Here is a 16,255-nt window from a genome sequence, read left to right as displayed (position 1 = left end):
GGCGCGGACAGCGTCGCCGGCGCCCGCCTCGCCGAGATGCGCGACTTCTACGACTACCTCTGGCGGGAACTGCCGGCCCTGATCGACCGGTGGCGGGACCGCGGGCGTCGATGAGGTCGTGCCGGCCGTCAGAGCCGCAGGTCCCGCCGGACATACGCCCAGTTACCCGCTGACATCACGGCGACGGCGCCGGTGACCATGACACCGGCTGCCGCCCAATTCGGTGCCGTGGCCGGCACGGCGGCGAGGTGCGCGTACGGCGACAGCGACCCGACCCAGGCCGGGGCGTGGACACTGTCGCTGATCACCTTGAGGATGAACCCGCCAGCGGTGGGCAGCATGCCGATCGTCGCCACCGCCCGCGGCGCCAGTCCGACCGAGAGGGTGGCGGCCGCGGCGCCCAGCAGCGCCACCGGCAGGACGTTGACGGCGCCGGCCAGCGCGGCGGTGAGCGGCAGGCCGGCACCGACAGTCGTCGTGCCGGCCCAGGTGGCGACGGCGGCCACGGCCACGAGTACGGCGGTGCCGGCGACGGTGGCGACAACCTCGGCGGTCAGCAGCCACGTGCGGCTGACCGGTCCGGCGTGCAGCAGGGTCAACCGTCCCGCGTTCTCGGCGGCGGCGAACGCGGCCAGGCGGGCGGTGGCGAAGGCGCCGACCGGGACGGCGAGCAGGGCGAAGAGGGTGGCGATGTATCCCTCGACGGTGCCGAGACCGGCGAAGCCGGCCTGGGCGGCGAGGTCGGCGAAGCGAGGATTGTCGGTGAGGAAGCCGGTGAGCGACTCGGCGAGCAGGCCGATCAGCAGGAAGTAGGCGCCGATGCCCGTCGACCAACCGGCGAGGGGGCACACCGCGCGCCGGACGGCGAACGCGCCGACGGAGCCGAGCAACCATCGTCGGGGCGCCCGACCCGTCGGCGGACGCAGCAGCCCGGCCCGGACGTCGCGCCTGCCGGCCAGGACCAGCGCGACGCCGGCCAGCGCCGCCGCGGTGACGGCGAACGCCAGCAGGGGAGCCCAGCGGTCGTCGTCGTAGGGGCGGCTCAGGGCGAGCGGCCCGTACGGGGGCAGCCACCGCAGCCAGGCCAGTGCGGACACACCGTCGCCGATCATGCGAGCCAGCAGCCCGACGCCGAGGAAGGCCAGGGTGGCGCCGGTGGCGCCGGCGCGGGTGGGGAAGATCTGCGCGGCGCATGCCGCCGCCGCGACCGCGGTCAGTCCGGCCAGGGCGAGCCCGGTGGCGTGCAGCAGCGCCCCGTCCCTCGGCGTCCCGAAGGTCGTGAGCGCCCCGGCGAGCAGGAGCCCGGTCGACGCCATCGCCAGGGTGAGCACGGCGAGGTGCCGGCCCAACAGGGCCGCCGGGGTCAGCCGGCCGGCCAGCAGCAGGTCCCAGCGGCCGGCCTCCTCCTCGCCCCGGGTCAGCCGGGTCGTCGCCAGCGCGCCCCAGGTGGTGAGCAGGACGGCGAGGACGGTGCCGGTGCGCCAGACGGCGAACCCGCCGGCGGTGTCCAAGGCGACGGGTTCACCGAACAGGGTGCGGACGGCCGGGTTTCCGGCGAGCGCGGCCAGCGCCTGCGCCGCCGCAGGATCGCCCACGGTGCGGGCATAGGTGGCGACGACGAGGGCGGACATGCCGACGGTCACCGCGGCGACGACGAGCGCCGGGCGGCGCACCTGACGGGCCGCGAGGCGGGTGACCGCCCGGCCGGGCGCGGTGGGCGCAGCGGCGCTCACCGGTCGGTCTGCCCGTAGTAGTCGAGGAAGATCTCCTCCAGGCTGGGCTCGCGTACGGTGAGGGCGGTGACGTCGGCGGCGGCGAGCGCGCGCAGCGCCGGGCCGGGCGGGCCGACCAGGGAGAACCGCAGTGTCCCGTCCGCCCGGTCGAGCAGGTCGACGCCGGGCACGGCGGCCAGGTCCGGAGCGGGCCCGGTGAACCGGGCGACGACCTCGCTGCGGTGCAGCCGTCGCAGGTCGGGCACGGTCGCGACGTCGACGAGCCGGCCGGCGCGCAGGATCGCCACCCGGTCGCAGACCGCCTCCACCTCGGCGAGTTGGTGGGAGCTGAGGAACACCGTCTGTCCGTTGTCGCGGGCCTCGGTGACGGCCCGGCGGAACTGCAACTCCATCAACGGGTCCAGGCCGCTGGTCGGTTCGTCGAGCACCAGGAGGGGAGCGCGGGTCGCGAACGCGGCCACCAGCGCCACCTTCTGCCGGTTGCCGGTCGAGTAGGTACGGGCCGGTCGGGACAGGTCGAGGTCGAAGCGGGCGACGAGGTCGGCACGGTACCCGGTGTCGACGCCCGGTCCGGTGGCGGCGAGCAGGTCCAGCAGTTCCGCGCCGGTGAGCTGCGGCCACAGCGCGACGTCGGCCGGCACGTACGCCAGCAGCCGGTGTGCGGCGGCCACGTCGCCGGCGTCGACGTCGAAGATCCGGGCGTGGCCGGCGGTCGGACGGGCCAGGCCGAGCAGCAGTCGGATCGTGGTGGACTTGCCGGCGCCGTTGGGGCCGAGGAACCCGAACACCTCGCCGGCGTGCACGGTCAGATCGAGGCCGTCCAAGGCGAGGAGCCGGCCGTAGCGTTTGGTCAGGTGGTGGGCGCGGATGGCAGACGTGGTCATCAGGAGCCTTCCGGGGTCGGCGGAATCACGACTGCCGACCAGGCTTCCCGGCACACCACCGGTCACCGTACCCACGATTCGGCGGGCGCGGAAGACGTCGGCTTCCGCGCCGTAGTGGTCAACCGCTGGCGGCGAAGTGCTCCACGTTGTCGATCGGTCCGACGATGAGGATCAGGTCGCCGTAGGCGAGCACGGTGTCCGGTGTGGCGTGGCTGAACTCGGCGCCCCTGCCCGGCGGCGGGGCCTGTGGTTTGACCGCGACCACGGTGACACCCCACCGGCTCCGTACCCGGGAGTCGCGCAGCGGCACGCCGACGACCTCGCGTGGCGGGGTGGTCTTGACCACGGCGAAGTCGGCGTCGACCTCGACGTAGTCGAGGATCCGGCCGGAGAGCAGGTGCGCCACCCGTTCGCCCATGTCGTGTTCCGGCGCGACGACCCGGTGGGCGCCGACCCGGGTGAGGATGTGCCGGTGCTGGTCGCTGACCGCTTTGGCCCAGATGTCGGGGATGCCGAGTTCGGACAGCAGACTGGTGGTGAGGATGCTGGCCTGGATGTCGGTGCCGATGGCCACGACGGCGCGCCGGAACTCCCCGACGCCGAGCTGTCGCAGCGCCTCGATGTCGGTGGAGTCGGCGGTGACGACGTGCGGCAGGCGACCGGACAGGGACTGGACCACCTTCGGCCGGTGGTCGATGCCGAGCACCTCGGTGCCGCGGCTGACCAGCTCCAGTGCCAGCGCGGAGCCGAACCGGCCCAGGCCGACGACCACCACGGGTTCGTTGAGGTCAGCCAACGATCGTCCTCTCCTCGGGCAGTTCGAAGCGTCGGGTCCGCTCCCGCAGCGCCAGCGCGGAGGCCAGGGTGAGCGGCCCGATCCGGCCGGCGAACATCAGAACGGCCAGCAGCAGGTCGGCCTGCGGTGGCAGGCTGCCGGTGATCCCGGTGGACAGTCCGACGGTGGCGAATGCCGACACCACCTCGAAGAGCGCCCGGTCGAGCCCGTGCGGTGTGATCACCACCAGCGCGAACGTGGCGACGACCACGGCACCGACGCTCAGCAGCGCCACCGCGAGCGCCTGCCGCTGGTTGCTGGCCGGGATGCGCCGCTTACCGACATGCACGTGGGTCTCGCCGCGCATCTCCGACCAGAGCACGAACGCCAGCAGCCCGAACGTGGTGACCTTGATCCCGCCGGCGGTGCCGGCGCTGCCGCCGCCGATGAACATCAGCACGTCGCTGGCGAGCAGGCTCTCCGGGCGCATCGCGCCGATGTCCAGGCTGTTGAATCCGGCGGTACGGGTCATCGTCGAGGCGAAGAACCCGGCCAGCAGTTTCTCCGGACCACTGAGCGGGCCCAGCGTGGCGGGGTTCGTGAACTCGGCCAGGGTCAACGCGACCGTGCCCAGCACCAGCAGGGCCGCGGTGAGGGTGACGGTGAGGCGGGTCATCACCGACCACGTCGCAGGCCGGCGCCAGCACCGGGCGAGTTCGAACACCACCGGGAAGCCCAGGCCGCCGAGGATCACCGCCCCGGAGATCGTCAGCGTGATCCAGGGGTCGGTGACGTAGCCGACCAGGCTGTCGGCGTTGGTGGAGAAGCCGGCGTTGTTGAACGCCGACACCGCGTGGAACACCCCGTGGTAGACGGCCGGGCCGGCCGCCTCGCCGTACCCGAGGGCGAACCGTAGCGTCAGCACCACGGCCACGACGGTCTCGGCGGCGAGGCTGAACAGCACGATGCGCCGGATCACCCCGGGCACGTCGGTGAGGTCCAGGCTCTTGGTCTCCGCCTGGGCGAGGAACCGGGCCCGTAACCCCAGCCGCCGCGACACGAGCACGGTGAAAAGCGTGGCCAGCGTCATGATGCCCAGGCCGCCGGCCTGAATGAGCACAAGGATTACCACCTGCCCGAACAACGACCAGTAGCTGCCGGTGTCGACCGTGGCCAGGCCGGTGACGCAGACCGCAGAGGTCGCGGTGAACAGCGCGTCGACCAGCGGGGCGCGCTCGCCCGACCGGGTGGCCGCCGGCAGCGACAGCAGGCCGGTGCCCAGCGCGACGGCCGCGCCGAACCCGACGGAGATCACCTGGGCCGGGTGCCGGAAGCGGGCGCTGCGGCGCTGCCAGACGGGCCGCCGAGTGGTCAGGACCACGGTGGCCCCGCCCGTGCCCGTCCGGCCGCGCGGGGCGACCGTTCCAGCTCTCCTGCCCGCGTCACGCCTGGATCCTGTCATGCCCGCACCGGCGGCGATCATCAACGTCGGCCCCCGTGACGTGCGAGGGCGGCCCGAGCGCGGGGCCGTTATGATCGGCCGGATCCGTGGAGCGCCGGGAAGTCTGGTCGGCACCCTGTTCCGCCGTGCCTGCCGGAGGTCCCCGTGCTGCTGCTCTGCTTCGCTGTCGTCCTGCTCGCCGCCGTGCTGGTGTCGGCGCTGGCCAAGCGGACGATCCTGTCGACCGCGGCGCTGTTCCTGATCGCCGGCTTCGTCCTCGGCGAGGGCACCACCGGGGTGCTGCACTTGCAGGCCGAGTCGCCGATCGTCGCGCAGTTGGCGGAGCTGGCGCTGTTCGCGGTGCTGTTCACCGACGGGATGCGGGTGGGCTGGGCGGACCTGCGCAGCGCGTGGCGGCTGCCCGGCCGGGCGTTGGGTTGGGGCCTGCCGCTGACCCTGCTGGTCACCGCCGTGCTGGCGCACTACGTCGCCGGGCTGGACTGGCCGGAGGCGCTGCTGATCGGCGCGATCCTGGCGCCGACCGACCCGGTGTTCGCGGCCGCGTTGGTCGGCAACGACAAGGTGCCGGCCCGGCTGCGGCACCTGCTCAACGTGGAATCGGGCGTGAACGACGGACTGGCGCTGCCGTTCGTGGTGGTGCTGCTGGCCGTCGCGGCCGGCTCGGACGACCTGCACCTGGGAGAGTTGGCGACCGAACTGGGCGTCGGGTTGGCGATCGGGGTGCTCGTGCCCCTGGCCGCGATCGCGTTGGAGCGGACCCGGTTCTTCGCCGCGTCGGCGGCGTACGCGCCGCTGAACGGGGTGGCGATCGGGTTGCTGGTGCTGGCGCTGGGCAAGGCCACCCACGGCAATCTGTTCCTGGCCGCGTTCGCCGCGGGCATCACGGTGGCGACGTTCGGGCCGCGGGAGCGCGCCGCGTTCGAGCATTTCGGAGAGAACGTCGCGGAGCTGTTGAAGCTGGCCGCGCTGCTGGTGTTCGGGGCACTGATCTCAACGGAGTTTCTCGGCGAGATCCCCTGGACCGGATGGGTGTTCGCGGTGCTGGCGATCGTGGTGGCCCGGCCGGTCGCGCTGTGGGTGTCGTTCCTGCGCTCCGGGCTGAGCCTGCGCGAGCAGGCCGCGGCGATGTGGTTCGGCCCGAAGGGCTTCGCCTCGGTGGTCTACGGGCTGCTCGTGCTGGAGGCCGGCATCGGCGCCGCGGACGAGGTGTTCCACCTCGTCGCGTTGACCATCGTCATCTCCATCCTGGCCCACTCCTCGACCGACGTGGTGGTCGCCCGGGCGTTCGACGACAGCGCCGAGACCCCGAACTGGCACGGTGTGCTGCGCCGGATCCGCCGCGCCCGCCGCGCCGACGCCGCTCCCAGGCAGCGGGTCGCGGCCGGCGCGGACGCGGCCGACACCGATCGGACCGGGCGGGACGACACCGCGACCACGGACCCTCAGGCGAGCACGAAGTAGCGCAACCACAGGTACGGTACGGCAAGCCCGACGGTGACCACGGTGACCACCAGGCCGTACCGGGTGAACTGCCAGAAGCTGATCCGCTGCCCGGCCCGTTCGGCGAGCCCGAGGACCACGACGTTGGCCGAGGCGCCGACCGCGGTGGCGTTGCCGCCCAGGTCGGCGCCGAGGGCGAGCGCCCACCACAGGACGCGCGACTGCCCGGCGTCGCCCTGGGCGTGGACCAGGTCGGCGACGACCGGACTCATCGTGGCGACGTACGGGATGTTGTCGACGATCGCCGACAGCGCGGCGGAGCCCCACAGCAGGACCATCGAGGCGGGCAGCAGGCGGCCGTCCGTGACGTCGATCGCGGCGCGGGAGATCTGCTCGACCACGCCGGTGTTCACCAGCGCGCCCACCATGACGAACAGGCCGGCGAAGAAGATGAGCGTGGGCCACTCGACGTCGCGGCTGATCTCGCCGGCGTCGAGACGGGAGAGCGCGAGCAGCAGCAGGCCGCCGAGCAGCGCCACCACCGCCGGCTCCAGGTGCAGCGTGGTGTGCAGCACGAACGCCGCGGTGACCGCGCCGAGCACGGCCAGGCCGAGGACGAGCAGTCGGCGGTCCCGGATGGCGTCCCTCTCGTGCAGGGCGGCGATCTGGGCGGCCCGCTCCGGGTCGTACCGGAACACGTCGCGGAACAGCACCCGGCACAGGCCCAGAAACACCACCAGCAGCAGGACCACGAACGGGGCGAGGTGGATGAGGAAGTCGTTGTAGCTCAGGCCGCCCCGGCTGCCGATGATGATGTTCGGCGGGTCACCGACCAACGTGGAGGTGCCGCCGATGTTCGACGCCATCGCCTCGGCGATCAGGTAAGGCACGGCCGGCACGCCGAGGCGTTCGCAGACCAGGAAGGTCACCGGCGCGATCAGCAGGACCGTGGTGACGTTGTCCAGCGCCGCCGACGCCACCGCGGTGATCAGCACCAGGATCACCAGCACCCGGTACGGCCGGCCTCGGGCCCGCTTCGACGCCCACACTGCCACGTACTCGAACCCACCTGTGCGTTTGAGCACGGCGACGATGAGCATCATGCCGATCAGCAGGAAGATCACGTTCCAGTCCACGCCGGCGTCCTCGGAGAAGAACGCGTGCGACGTGTCGGTCGCGCCGATCAGGAACATCACCGCCGCCCCGCCCAGCGCCGCGGCCACCCGGTGGATCTTCTCGGTGGCGATCAGCACGTACGCGACGGTGAAGACGGCCACCGCCGCCCAGGCGATCGCGGTCATGCGGCGAGCATCCGGTCGAGCAGGGCGTCGAGTGTGATGCCGCCGATCATCGGCTTGCGGGGCGGTGCCACCGCGACCAGGGGGCTGCGCTTCTGGGCCATCACCGCGGCCACCTCCAGGACCGTGGCCTCCGGGCCGACCACGGGTGGCGCCAGCCGTTCCGGCGGCAGCAGGTCCGCGACCGACCGGCCCTCGGCACCCCGCAGGAACATGTCGGCGGCCGGCTCGTCGATCATGCGGGCCAGGGTCGGATCCTCCCGGCAGTAACCGGGAATCACCAGTCGCAGCACCTGCGTACCCGGGAGGACGGTCACCGGGCGCCCGGCAGCGTCGACCACGATCAGGCCGGGCAGATTGTGTCCGGCGAGCAGGCGGGCGGCCTCCAGGACCGAGGTGGCGACGGTGATGGTCGGGAAGGGAACGGCCAGGTCTCGGGCTCGCACGACAACTCCTGGGGATTCGGTGGACGTGACGGTTCGTGAACCGACCAGACTCTCCGGTACTCCGATGATCACCCTAGTCATCGGTGGTCGCGCGGAAGCCTGGCGGCGCTCCGTGACCGGGTGGACAGCTCAGCTGCCGGGCTCGCGCCCGACGCTGCCCGCCCACTCCCGCCACCACTGGTCCTCGGTGGGCTCGCCGGCTGCCGCCACCAGGGCGATGACGAGGTCCCCGGCGCTCGCGGCGCCGGCCGCGCCCGCCGCGCGGACGAGGTCGCGGATCCGATCGGTACGTCCACGGACCACCTGCCCGACCAGGTCGCGTCCGGCCTCGGTGAGGGTCAGCCAGGCCACCCGCCGGTCGGTGGTGCCCTGCCGCCGGGCCACCAGGTCGCGTCGGACCAGGCGGTCGCAGGCGCGGGTCGCGGTCGACGGGTGGACCCCGAGGACGGTGGCGAGGTCCACCGTCCGCAGCGGTCCGCGTGCGGCGAGCAGCACCAGCGTGCGGTACTGGGAGAGGGTCAGCTCCGTGTCGAGGCCGGCGAGCGTCCGCGCGGTGAAGCCCACCATCACCCGGCTCAGCGCGGCGAGTTGGTCGACGAGCGCCGACTCGGCGTCGGTCACCGGCGCCTCGGGCGGCACGTAGGGTTCCACCGCACAATGGTTGCATGGATGCAGGAAAGGTGGCGGGGGTGGTCCTCGACCAGCGGGACGGATTCCGACAACGCGCGGTCGGGCGCTGGGAGCAGCTCAGCGCGGCCCCGCTGACGCTGCTCTCCGTGGTCTTCCTGGCCGCGTACGCGTGGCCCATCCTCGTGCCGCAGCTTCCGCACCGGTGGGAGGTCGCCTGCGAGGTCACCAGTCTGACCATCTGGCTGCTCTTCTGGGTCGACCTGCTGGTGCGGTTCGCGCTCACCGGTGACCGGCTGCGGTTCCTACGCACCCACCTGTTCGACCTGACCGTGCTGGTGCTGCCGTTCCTGCGTCCACTGCGCGCCCTCCGGCTGGTCACGGTCGTCCTGAACCTGACCCGACGCACGACCGACTGGGCCCGTGGCCGCCTCGCCCTCTACGTCAGCGCCACGACCGTGCTGCTGGTGGTCGTGTCGGCCCTCGCGGTGCTCGACGCGGAACGGGGCGCGCCGGACGCGTCGATCACCTCGTTCGCCGACGCCCTCTGGTGGGCCGCGGTCACCATCACGACCGTCGGTTACGGCGACCTCTTCCCGGTCACCACGGCCGGACGACTGGTCGCGCTCGGCCTCATGGTCGGCGGGATCGGCCTGATCGGTTTCGTGACCGGGTCGCTCGCGACCTGGATCGTCGAGCGGGTCGCCGACCGGAACCGACCGGAGCCGGCGACGGCCGCCGACGTCGCGGCCCTGCGGGCCGAGATCGCCGCGCTGCGGGCAAGGCTGGAACCGCGCTCCGCCACCGCCGCGGTGCCCGATCCGCTCGCGGTCGATGACTGAGCCGGGGCGCTCGGCCGAGTCCGGTCACCGACCGTGGCTCGGGCTGCCCGCGGCGTTGGCCTTCATCGCCGTCGTGCTCCTGGTCGACGTGGCGGCGGCCGCGCACGCCGTACTCATCGGTTTCCTGGCCCTGGCCCCCCTGCTGGCCGCCGCGGTGGACACGCCGAGACGTACCGCCGTCGCGTCCGCCGCGGCGACGGTCGCCGCCGTCCTGGCCGGCCTGCCCAGCCAGACCCTGGGCAGTCTCGACCACGTGCTGCGGGTGGCGGTGGTCGTCACGGTCAGTGTCGCGGCGCTGTACGTGGCGCGGGCCCGCACGCTGCGCGAGGAACGGATCCGCCGGATGAGCGAGATCGTGCGGGTCACCCAGAGGGCCATCCTGCGGGAGGTCCCACCGACGATCGGCGCCGTCGCACTGGAAGCCCGGTACGTCTCCGCACAACGGGACGCGGGGGTGGGCGGCGACCTCTACGAGGTCGTACCGGGACCGGACCGGGTGCGCCTGATCATCGGCGACGTGTGCGGCAAGGGACTACCTGCGGTGCAGCTCGCCTCGGCGGTGATCGGCGCCTTCCGGCAGTCCGCGATCGTGCGTGACCGGCTGGAGGAGGTCGCCGCGGATCTCGACGCCCTGGTCGCACGGGAACCGCGGCCCGCCTACGGGGTCACCTTCGTCACGGCCGTACTGCTGGAGGTGCGCGGGGCCGACCTGTGGGTGATGAGCTGCGGGCATCCCATGCCGCTGTGGCACCGTCGCGGGCGTACTCCCGCTCCGCTCGACGAGAACGAGCCGGACCGGCCGCTGGGGCTGGGCGGCCGGCGTACCCCGCCGCGGCGCCGCACCTGGGCGACCGGCGACCGCCTGCTGCTCCACACCGACGGCCTGATCGAGGCGCGCGACGACGACGGCCGGTTCTTTCCTCTCGGGCTGCTCGACCGTCCGCTGTCCGCTTCCTCCCTGCCGAAGGCGCTCGATGCGATATGGCGCGCGGTGCGGACGCACGTCGGTGGGGAGCCCGGCGACGATCTCGCGCTGCTGCTGATCGAGCGGCTGCCCGACGGCGGCCGCGACACCATTCGGTAGCGGGCCGTCCGGTGCGAGGTCAGGCCGGCACGTCAGCGTCGACCGACGTGGGACCGTCGGCCGGGGCCGTGTCGTCGCGGGCGCGGCGTCGGAACCGGTGCGTCGGGACGCCGGACCGTCGGCCCGGACAGGCGGCACACGGCTGGTCGCCGGGTTGGCCGCCGGCTCGTCCGCGCCCGCGATGGTGACCAGTGCCGACGATCTGCGGCAGGGGACACCGTCGAGCGCGAAGCCGTCCGGACCGGATCGGGCCTGCGCGGAGTAGGTGCCCCGCAGCGGCCTCAGCAGGAAGAGGGTCGCCGGCACGGTTCGGACGGCCGGGCCCGCACCTGTCACGAAGGCGGGTGCGGATCGTCATGAACCTGTCGTATTGCCGGTCGAACACTGGGGGTAGGGCATGCGGAACGCCGATCGAGTGAGGAGACGAGTCATGACCTACCCGTGGTTCTTCCCGGAGGGGACGCCCTCGGTGTTCCACGACGGTCCGGTGGCGAACGACACCCGGTTGGCCTGCCGGGTGGTCGAGCTGCTGAATCGTGACCCGCTGTTGCGCCACCAGCGCATCTGCGTGGAGACGCAGAACCGGGTGGTCATCCTGGAGGGACGGGTCGACTCGGCCGACGCGCTGGCCCGAGCCCGCGCGCTCGTCTGGGCCGTGCCCGGGGTGCACGATGTCAACGTCAGGGTGTACGTGGCGTGACGCCGCCAGGCGAGGACGACGGGAGAGAACGAATGGCTGTCGACCCCATCGGTCGGGACCTGAAGGCGTTTCTCGCCGCCGATCCCGACGCTCCGGTGGTCATGCTCAATCTCCTGCGCTTCGCCGAGGGCGGGCGGGAGTCCTACCAGCGGTACGGCGCCGCCCTGCGGGAGACGTTCCTGCCCCGCTACGGCGGCGAGGTGCTCTACGCCGGCGACGGTGGACCGGCGCTGGTGGCGGAGAAGGGGCAGGCGTGGGACGCGGTGCTGCTGGTGCGCTATCCGAGCCGGTCGGCGTTCAGCCGGATGGTCGCCGACCCGGAGTACCAGGAGGTGACCCGGTGGCGCACGGCGGCGCTGGAGGAGGCCGTACTGCAACCCACGGTGTCCTGGACCGAGGGGTGAACCGGACTCGGCCGCGACCGGGGAGGCGACTTGTTGCCCTGTCGGCGGCGACCCTGCTCGTCGCCGGTTGCGCCGGCGAGCCGGACCCGCAGCCGTCCCCGGAGCCGACCGCGACCGTCCGGCTGGGCACGGTCGCCCGCGCCGAGGTGGGCACGCGTCTCACCGTGACGGCCACGGTCGACCGCGTCGTCACCGGCACCGCGTTCGTGGTACGCGACGTCGACTTCACCGACGGGACGCTGCTGGTGCTGTCCACCGGCAAGGTCACCGCGGAACCGCCGCAACTGGTGACCGTGGTCGGCACCGTCGTCGACTTCTCGTACCGCGACCTGTCCGACCGCTACGCACTCGGGCCTCCAGATGCGTACCGGGAGTTCGAGGGGGGTCGAGCGCTCTCCGCCGAGGATGTGACCGTGTGGAACTGACCGCTAGCTGTCGAGTCGGTCACGCAGGTCGTCGACCTGCTGCTGGAGCCGGTCCACCGCGCCCTCGTTGTTGAGGAAGGTGGTGATTCCCGCGCCGAGGGCCAGTCCGAGCAGCAGGGCGATCACACTGAGCACCAGGCCGCCGATCGCCACGCCGCGGCCGGTCACCCCCGGCCGGGTGGCCATCTTGAGCCCGACGACGCCCAGGACGATGCCGACGATGGCCAGCACCACGCCGATCCAGGCGAGGACGGCGGTGAGCACGCTGAACAGCGCGGCCACGCCGAACACGAGTGCGAACGCGGCGGCGGCGCTGGTCTTGGCCGCCGTACCGGCTCGGGTCCGGCCGGCGCGGGTCGAGGCGCCGGCCCCGCGGGCCGGTTCGCTGGACGCGGTCATGGCACTCCCTTCGATACCCCGTGGGGCGCTGGTCTGTGCCGGCCGCTTCCCCCGTCACCGTCGACTCATGCCTGCCGGCTCTCGGTCCTGCGGGCGATGTCGGGCAGGTGTTCCGGCAGCGCCACGGAACGCAGGTCGGCGAGCACGTCGTCCAGGAGGCGGGTGATCCGCGGCTGGTCGCGTCCCGCCCGCCGGACGTCGTCGACGGCGACCGCGAGGAAGCCGTCGAAGTCCTGCGCGCGGGCCCGTACGCGGGGGGTGCCGTCGGGGTCGTCGACGAGCAGGCGGTGACCGGGCCGGCCGGCGAGGCGGCGCAGCAGGTCGTGCATCTCCTGGACGCCGCGCACCGCGGTCGTGGTGTCGTTGATGCCCGGCGAGAGTGCCCGCTCGGCGATGTCGGTCAGCTGCCGGAACCCGAAGCCGACGTCCTGACCGAGGGTCCGCTCCACGCCCAGGTTCACCGCGACGCAGGCCCGCTCCTCCGGCACGTTCGCCGGAAACGGACCACCGGGCAGCGGGTGGACCGCGATCAGCGGTTGCCCGGCCACCACGAAGTCGCCCGGCGCGGGCAGCACCGACAGGGCGCAGTCGTGTTCGCGGGCCAGCGCGGCGAGCCGGGCGAGGTCGACGTGCTGGACCATGCCGGGCTGCACCGCGTTGATCACCCGCACCGGCGGGGTGAGCGGCGCAACGGGCGCGGCGGCCGGGCCGACCGGATACTGCTCCTCGATCACCCGGCGGGTCTGGGCACCGACCGCGGCGATGATGTGCGAGACCCGCATGACCGTGGTGACGTGGTGCAGGTAGTAGACGAACAGTCCGCTGCTGGCGAGCACGAGGGTCATCGTCACGGCGAGCGAGAGTTCCGGCAGCCGGGCGTCGGAGCCGGCCGGCAGTGCCGCCAGCACCACCATGGCGAACAGCGCGGTCGCCAGGAAGGTGCCCAGGGCGGCCTGCGTGAGCCGGTCCTGCAGGAAGGTTCGCAGGACCCGGGGGGAGTACTGGCTGCTGGCGAGTTGCACGGCCACCACGGTGATGGAGAAGACGAGCGCGGTGAACGAGATCATCGCGGTGATGATCGACGACAGCAGCGACCGGGCGCCGGCCACGCTGCTGGGCAGGAACCCGCCGGTGGGCAGGCCCAGTCGCAGCTCGGCCACCGACAGGCCGAGCGCCAGCAGCACGGCCCCGGCGGCGAAGGCCGCCGGCACCAGCCAGAACCCCGACCACGCCGCCACCACGCGGGACCGGAGGGTACGCGGAGCACCGCTCATCTCACGCTAGTCCCCGGTACGCACCTTTTGCATACCTGCCGACGAGTCTGTTTACCTGGAGGGAGATCCCGACCGGACGCACGAGGGGGGTGGGCCGGGACCCGGCACGCTGATCATGAGGAATCGACACGTCACGGCAGCCGTCACCGCCGCCGCCCTGCTGGTGCTCGCGGCCGGTTGCGGCGCCGAGCAGGATCCAGAGCCCGCCTCGTCCGGCCCGAGCCAGCCGGTGACGTCGACACCGCCGCCGGCCCCGACGACCGGTGAGACGCCCTCGCCCGCGTCGACGACCGCCTCGCCCTCGCCGTCGAGCCCGTCGCCGTCGAGCACGCCCGGCGCCGGGGCGCGGAACGCCCTGCGTCGCGGCGACACCGGCGACGCGGTCCGGGCGCTGCAGGAGCGGCTGGACCGGCTCGGATACTGGGTCGGCGAGTCCGACGGCACGTTCGGCCTGCTCACCGAGCAGGCGGTCTACGCGCTGCAGAAGGCCGCCGGCCTGCGCCCCGACGGGATCATCGGCGCGAAGACCAGGGCCGCGCTCGACGACGGGAAACGCCCCGACGCCCGCAGCGCCGACGGCCACCTCGCCGAGGTGGACCTGGACCGGCAACTGCTGATGATCGTCGACGACGGCGAGGTGAGCCGGATCTTCAACACCTCGACCGGCACGTTCGAGCACTACACCTACCAGGGCGAGACCTACCTGGCCGACACCCCGCGCGGCAGGTGGACCATCGACTGGCAGGTCGACGGCTGGCGCGACGGACCGCTCGGCCGGCTGTACCGGCCGAAGTACTTCCAGGAGCAGGGCATCGCGATCCACGGCTACACCAGCGTCCCGCCGTATCCGGCCTCGCACGGGTGCGTGCGGGTGACGCTGCCGGCGATGGACTGGCTGTGGGCGCAGGACGTGCTGCCGAAGAAGACCCAGGTCTGGGTGTACTGACGCGGACCGCCCGCCGGATCGACCCGCAGGCTGCTCGGTTGGTCGGGTTCGTCCTGGGCGCCGGCGACCAGGCGGCGTACGTGGGTGCCGTGGCCGCCGACCGGCTGGCGCTCGGCTCACCGGCCCTCGGCCCGTGTTGCCGGCGCGAGCCGCGCCGAGGCGGAGACCTAGACGGGGCCGCACCGGGCGACCAGCAGCGGGACCGCTTCACAGATACTGCCTCCGCCACGCGCTGACCGCCTCCTCGACCGCGTGCTCCTCGCGGCGCAGGGCCGCCTTGATCCGTCTGCGTTCGCCGGTCATCCGTTGGAACACCGCGAGCGCACCGCAGACCGTGACGAGCACCGTCAGGGCGGCCAACGGCGCGACGTGGGCACCGGGCACCGCCAGCGCGGCGATCAGCGCGGCCGTGACGAGGGCGGAGCGGCTCGTCCGACGAAAGGCGCGGCGGGCGATCGCCGCCTGGCTCACCAGGTAGATCACGACTCCACCGTGCAGGACCGCACTGACCGGACCGGACAGCGGGGAGTGCCGCATGGCCACGGCTTCCAGCAGCAGCTTCAGGCCCAGGGCGGTGGTCACCACGCCGAGGATGGTCAGCAGGTGCAGGTAGGTGTAGACGTCGCGGGCCAGCGGCACCCGTACGCGATCTCGGACGCCGTGCAGGACCTGCTCCACCCCCGCGGCCAGACTGTCGAAGTGCAACCACCACATCGCGGCGACCAGCGCGATGCCCAGCACGGACGCGGTGATGACCCGGGTGGTCAGCGCCAACCGGTCGAACCGGCCCGGGCCGACGCCCAGCGAGATCACCACCTCGCCGAGGGCGACCAGCACGATCAGGCCGTGCCGCTCGGCCCAGTGCCCGGCCGACGGCAGCGACCAGTGCGCGTAGGGCAGGACCAGCCCGACCGCGTACTCGACGAGCAGGGCCGAGGTCCAGAGGACCAGGCGGGCCTCCAGGACCGCGTCGGCCGGCACCCACCAGGGCACGGCGACCGAGAGCCCGATCAGGACCGCGGCCAGCAGCGGCGGAACGGTGACGGCGGCGAGTTGGACACGGGTGTGCCCGGCACGGGTCAGCACGAACAGGAACCCGGCCGAGGTCAGAGCCCGCACGATCAGGTAGGACGCGGCGAACACCAGAGGGCCGGGCAGGTCGTCGGGCTGGTCGACGAAGGCCTGCGGGATCGCGATCGCGAGCACGAACACCGCGGCCATGATCCCGAAGCCGAGCACCGGCAGGACGCCGTGGTCGGCGCGGACCACGTTGCCGAGCGCGACGAAACCGGTCCAGCACCACCACAGCAGCGCCACCACCACCATGCCGGCCGCCACCTGGGACGCCGCCAGATCGCGGGCGACGAGTCCGGTGACGTTGAGGAACGCGAAGACGAAGATCAGGTCGTAGAACAGCTCCAGGCGGGTCACCCGGCTCCCCGGCGCCACCGGGATCAGCCACCGGGACCGGCGGAGACGCGGTGGGCTGCTCACCCGGCCAGTCTCGGGCATCCGG

17 protein-coding genes are annotated in these 16,255 nt (G+C 72.9%); 7 read left to right on the top strand and 10 right to left on the bottom strand.

Going from position 1 to position 16,255, the window contains the following annotated elements; translation table 11 throughout:
• Positions 1–128 precede the first annotated feature (128 nt).
• From HUW36_RS04140 to HUW36_RS04125, 4 genes are all read right to left on the bottom strand, one after another.
• Complete coding sequence (locus tag HUW36_RS04140; RefSeq protein ID WP_174526872.1) at positions 129–1,733, bottom strand: polyketide antibiotic transporter; 1,605 nt, start codon at positions 1,731–1,733, stop codon at positions 129–131.
• The gene (locus HUW36_RS04135) at positions 1,730–2,617 is read right to left on the bottom strand and encodes an ABC transporter ATP-binding protein (protein WP_174526871.1); all 888 of its coding nucleotides are present in this window, start codon (positions 2,615–2,617) and stop codon (positions 1,730–1,732) included. Before HUW36_RS04135 ends, HUW36_RS04140 begins: the two co-directional genes overlap by 4 nt.
• A gap of 118 nt (positions 2,618–2,735) precedes the next feature.
• On the bottom strand, positions 2,736–3,413 hold the full coding sequence (locus HUW36_RS04130; RefSeq protein ID WP_217428768.1) for a potassium channel family protein: 678 nt from the start codon (positions 3,411–3,413) through the stop codon (positions 2,736–2,738).
• Positions 3,406–4,773, bottom strand: a complete 1,368-nt coding sequence (locus tag HUW36_RS04125) for a TrkH family potassium uptake protein (protein ID WP_246247869.1) — start codon at positions 4,771–4,773, stop codon at positions 3,406–3,408. The genes HUW36_RS04130 and HUW36_RS04125 overlap by 8 nt, the downstream gene beginning before the upstream one ends.
• A gap of 225 nt (positions 4,774–4,998) precedes the next feature.
• Between HUW36_RS04125 and HUW36_RS04120 the strand changes: the two genes are divergently transcribed.
• Positions 4,999–6,315, top strand: coding sequence for a cation:proton antiporter (locus HUW36_RS04120; RefSeq protein WP_246247867.1), 1,317 nt, complete (start codon positions 4,999–5,001; stop codon positions 6,313–6,315).
• On the opposite strand, the gene HUW36_RS04115 is transcribed toward HUW36_RS04120, so the two are convergent.
• From HUW36_RS04115 to HUW36_RS04105, 3 genes are all read right to left on the bottom strand, one after another.
• Positions 6,297–7,595, bottom strand: coding sequence for an ArsB/NhaD family transporter (locus HUW36_RS04115; RefSeq protein ID WP_174526869.1), 1,299 nt, complete (start codon positions 7,593–7,595; stop codon positions 6,297–6,299). The genes HUW36_RS04120 and HUW36_RS04115 overlap by 19 nt on opposite strands.
• Positions 7,592–8,038 carry a CBS domain-containing protein gene (locus HUW36_RS04110; RefSeq protein ID WP_174526868.1) on the bottom strand — a complete coding sequence of 149 codons (447 nt, stop codon included), beginning with the start codon at positions 8,036–8,038 and terminating at the stop codon, positions 7,592–7,594. Before HUW36_RS04110 ends, HUW36_RS04115 begins: the two co-directional genes overlap by 4 nt.
• 129 nt (positions 8,039–8,167) lie before the next feature.
• Positions 8,168–8,605, bottom strand: coding sequence for a MarR family transcriptional regulator (locus tag HUW36_RS04105; RefSeq protein ID WP_174526874.1), 438 nt, complete (start codon positions 8,603–8,605; stop codon positions 8,168–8,170).
• Between the two features lie 98 nt (positions 8,606–8,703).
• On the opposite strand from HUW36_RS04105, the gene HUW36_RS04100 reads away from it, so the two are divergent.
• The 5 genes from HUW36_RS04100 (at position 8,704) to HUW36_RS04080 (ending at position 12,120) form a co-directional block, all read left to right on the top strand.
• Complete coding sequence (locus HUW36_RS04100) at positions 8,704–9,507, top strand: potassium channel family protein (protein WP_174526867.1); 804 nt, start codon at positions 8,704–8,706, stop codon at positions 9,505–9,507.
• Positions 9,500–10,591 (top strand): PP2C family protein-serine/threonine phosphatase, encoded by a 1,092-nt coding sequence (locus tag HUW36_RS04095; protein ID WP_174526866.1) that lies wholly within the window; start codon positions 9,500–9,502, stop codon positions 10,589–10,591. Before HUW36_RS04100 ends, HUW36_RS04095 begins: the two co-directional genes overlap by 8 nt.
• A 430-nt stretch (positions 10,592–11,021) precedes the next feature.
• A complete protein-coding gene (locus tag HUW36_RS04090) occupies positions 11,022–11,291 on the top strand; it encodes a BON domain-containing protein (protein ID WP_174526865.1) in 270 nt (89 codons plus the stop codon).
• A gap of 32 nt (positions 11,292–11,323) precedes the next feature.
• Positions 11,324–11,695 (top strand): DUF1330 domain-containing protein, encoded by a 372-nt coding sequence (locus HUW36_RS04085; protein WP_174526864.1) that lies wholly within the window; start codon positions 11,324–11,326, stop codon positions 11,693–11,695.
• Positions 11,692–12,120, top strand: a complete 429-nt coding sequence (locus HUW36_RS04080; RefSeq protein WP_174526863.1) for a hypothetical protein — start codon at positions 11,692–11,694, stop codon at positions 12,118–12,120. The genes HUW36_RS04085 and HUW36_RS04080 overlap by 4 nt, the downstream gene beginning before the upstream one ends.
• 3 nt (positions 12,121–12,123) lie before the next feature.
• Here the strand turns inward: HUW36_RS04080 and HUW36_RS04075 are convergent, their stop codons facing one another.
• Entirely contained in the window at positions 12,124–12,519 is a 396-nt protein-coding gene (locus HUW36_RS04075) for a DUF4190 domain-containing protein (RefSeq protein WP_174526862.1), read from the bottom strand.
• Between the two features lie 65 nt (positions 12,520–12,584).
• A complete protein-coding gene (locus tag HUW36_RS04070) occupies positions 12,585–13,793 on the bottom strand; it encodes a DUF2254 domain-containing protein (protein ID WP_174526861.1) in 1,209 nt (402 codons plus the stop codon).
• Between the two features lie 115 nt (positions 13,794–13,908).
• Between HUW36_RS04070 and HUW36_RS04065 the strand changes: the two genes are divergently transcribed.
• Entirely contained in the window at positions 13,909–14,739 is an 831-nt protein-coding gene (locus tag HUW36_RS04065) for a L,D-transpeptidase family protein (protein ID WP_174526860.1), read from the top strand.
• 207 nt (positions 14,740–14,946) lie between these two features.
• Here the strand turns inward: HUW36_RS04065 and HUW36_RS04060 are convergent, their stop codons facing one another.
• Positions 14,947–16,233, bottom strand: coding sequence for a low temperature requirement protein A (locus HUW36_RS04060; protein ID WP_174526859.1), 1,287 nt, complete (start codon positions 16,231–16,233; stop codon positions 14,947–14,949).
• Positions 16,234–16,255: the final 22 nt, after the last annotated feature.

The organism is Micromonospora maritima (assembly GCF_902825405.1).
GTDB classification, from domain to species: domain Bacteria; phylum Actinomycetota; class Actinomycetes; order Mycobacteriales; family Micromonosporaceae; genus Micromonospora; species Micromonospora maritima.
This window is presented reverse-complemented; position numbering and strand designations above follow the sequence as displayed.

Bases quoted from the DNA above. Each gene is read 5' to 3' on its own strand.
- HUW36_RS04135 (WP_174526871.1), bottom strand. From the start codon at position 2,617: ATGACCACGTCTGCCATCCGCGCCCACCACCTGACCAAACGCTACGGC.
- HUW36_RS04115 (WP_174526869.1), bottom strand. From the start codon at position 7,595: ATGACCGCGATCGCCTGGGCGGCGGTGGCCGTCTTCACCGTCGCGTAC.
- HUW36_RS04105 (WP_174526874.1), bottom strand. From the start codon at position 8,605: ATGGTGGGCTTCACCGCGCGGACGCTCGCCGGCCTCGACACGGAGCTG.
- HUW36_RS04100 (WP_174526867.1), top strand. From the start codon at position 8,704: ATGGATGCAGGAAAGGTGGCGGGGGTGGTCCTCGACCAGCGGGACGGA.
- HUW36_RS04095 (WP_174526866.1), top strand. From the start codon at position 9,500: ATGACTGAGCCGGGGCGCTCGGCCGAGTCCGGTCACCGACCGTGGCTC.
- HUW36_RS04090 (WP_174526865.1), top strand. From the start codon at position 11,022: ATGACCTACCCGTGGTTCTTCCCGGAGGGGACGCCCTCGGTGTTCCAC.
- HUW36_RS04085 (WP_174526864.1), top strand. From the start codon at position 11,324: ATGGCTGTCGACCCCATCGGTCGGGACCTGAAGGCGTTTCTCGCCGCC.
- HUW36_RS04075 (WP_174526862.1), bottom strand. From the start codon at position 12,519: ATGACCGCGTCCAGCGAACCGGCCCGCGGGGCCGGCGCCTCGACCCGC.
- HUW36_RS04070 (WP_174526861.1), bottom strand. From the start codon at position 13,793: ATGAGCGGTGCTCCGCGTACCCTCCGGTCCCGCGTGGTGGCGGCGTGG.
- HUW36_RS04065 (WP_174526860.1), top strand. From the start codon at position 13,909: ATGAGGAATCGACACGTCACGGCAGCCGTCACCGCCGCCGCCCTGCTG.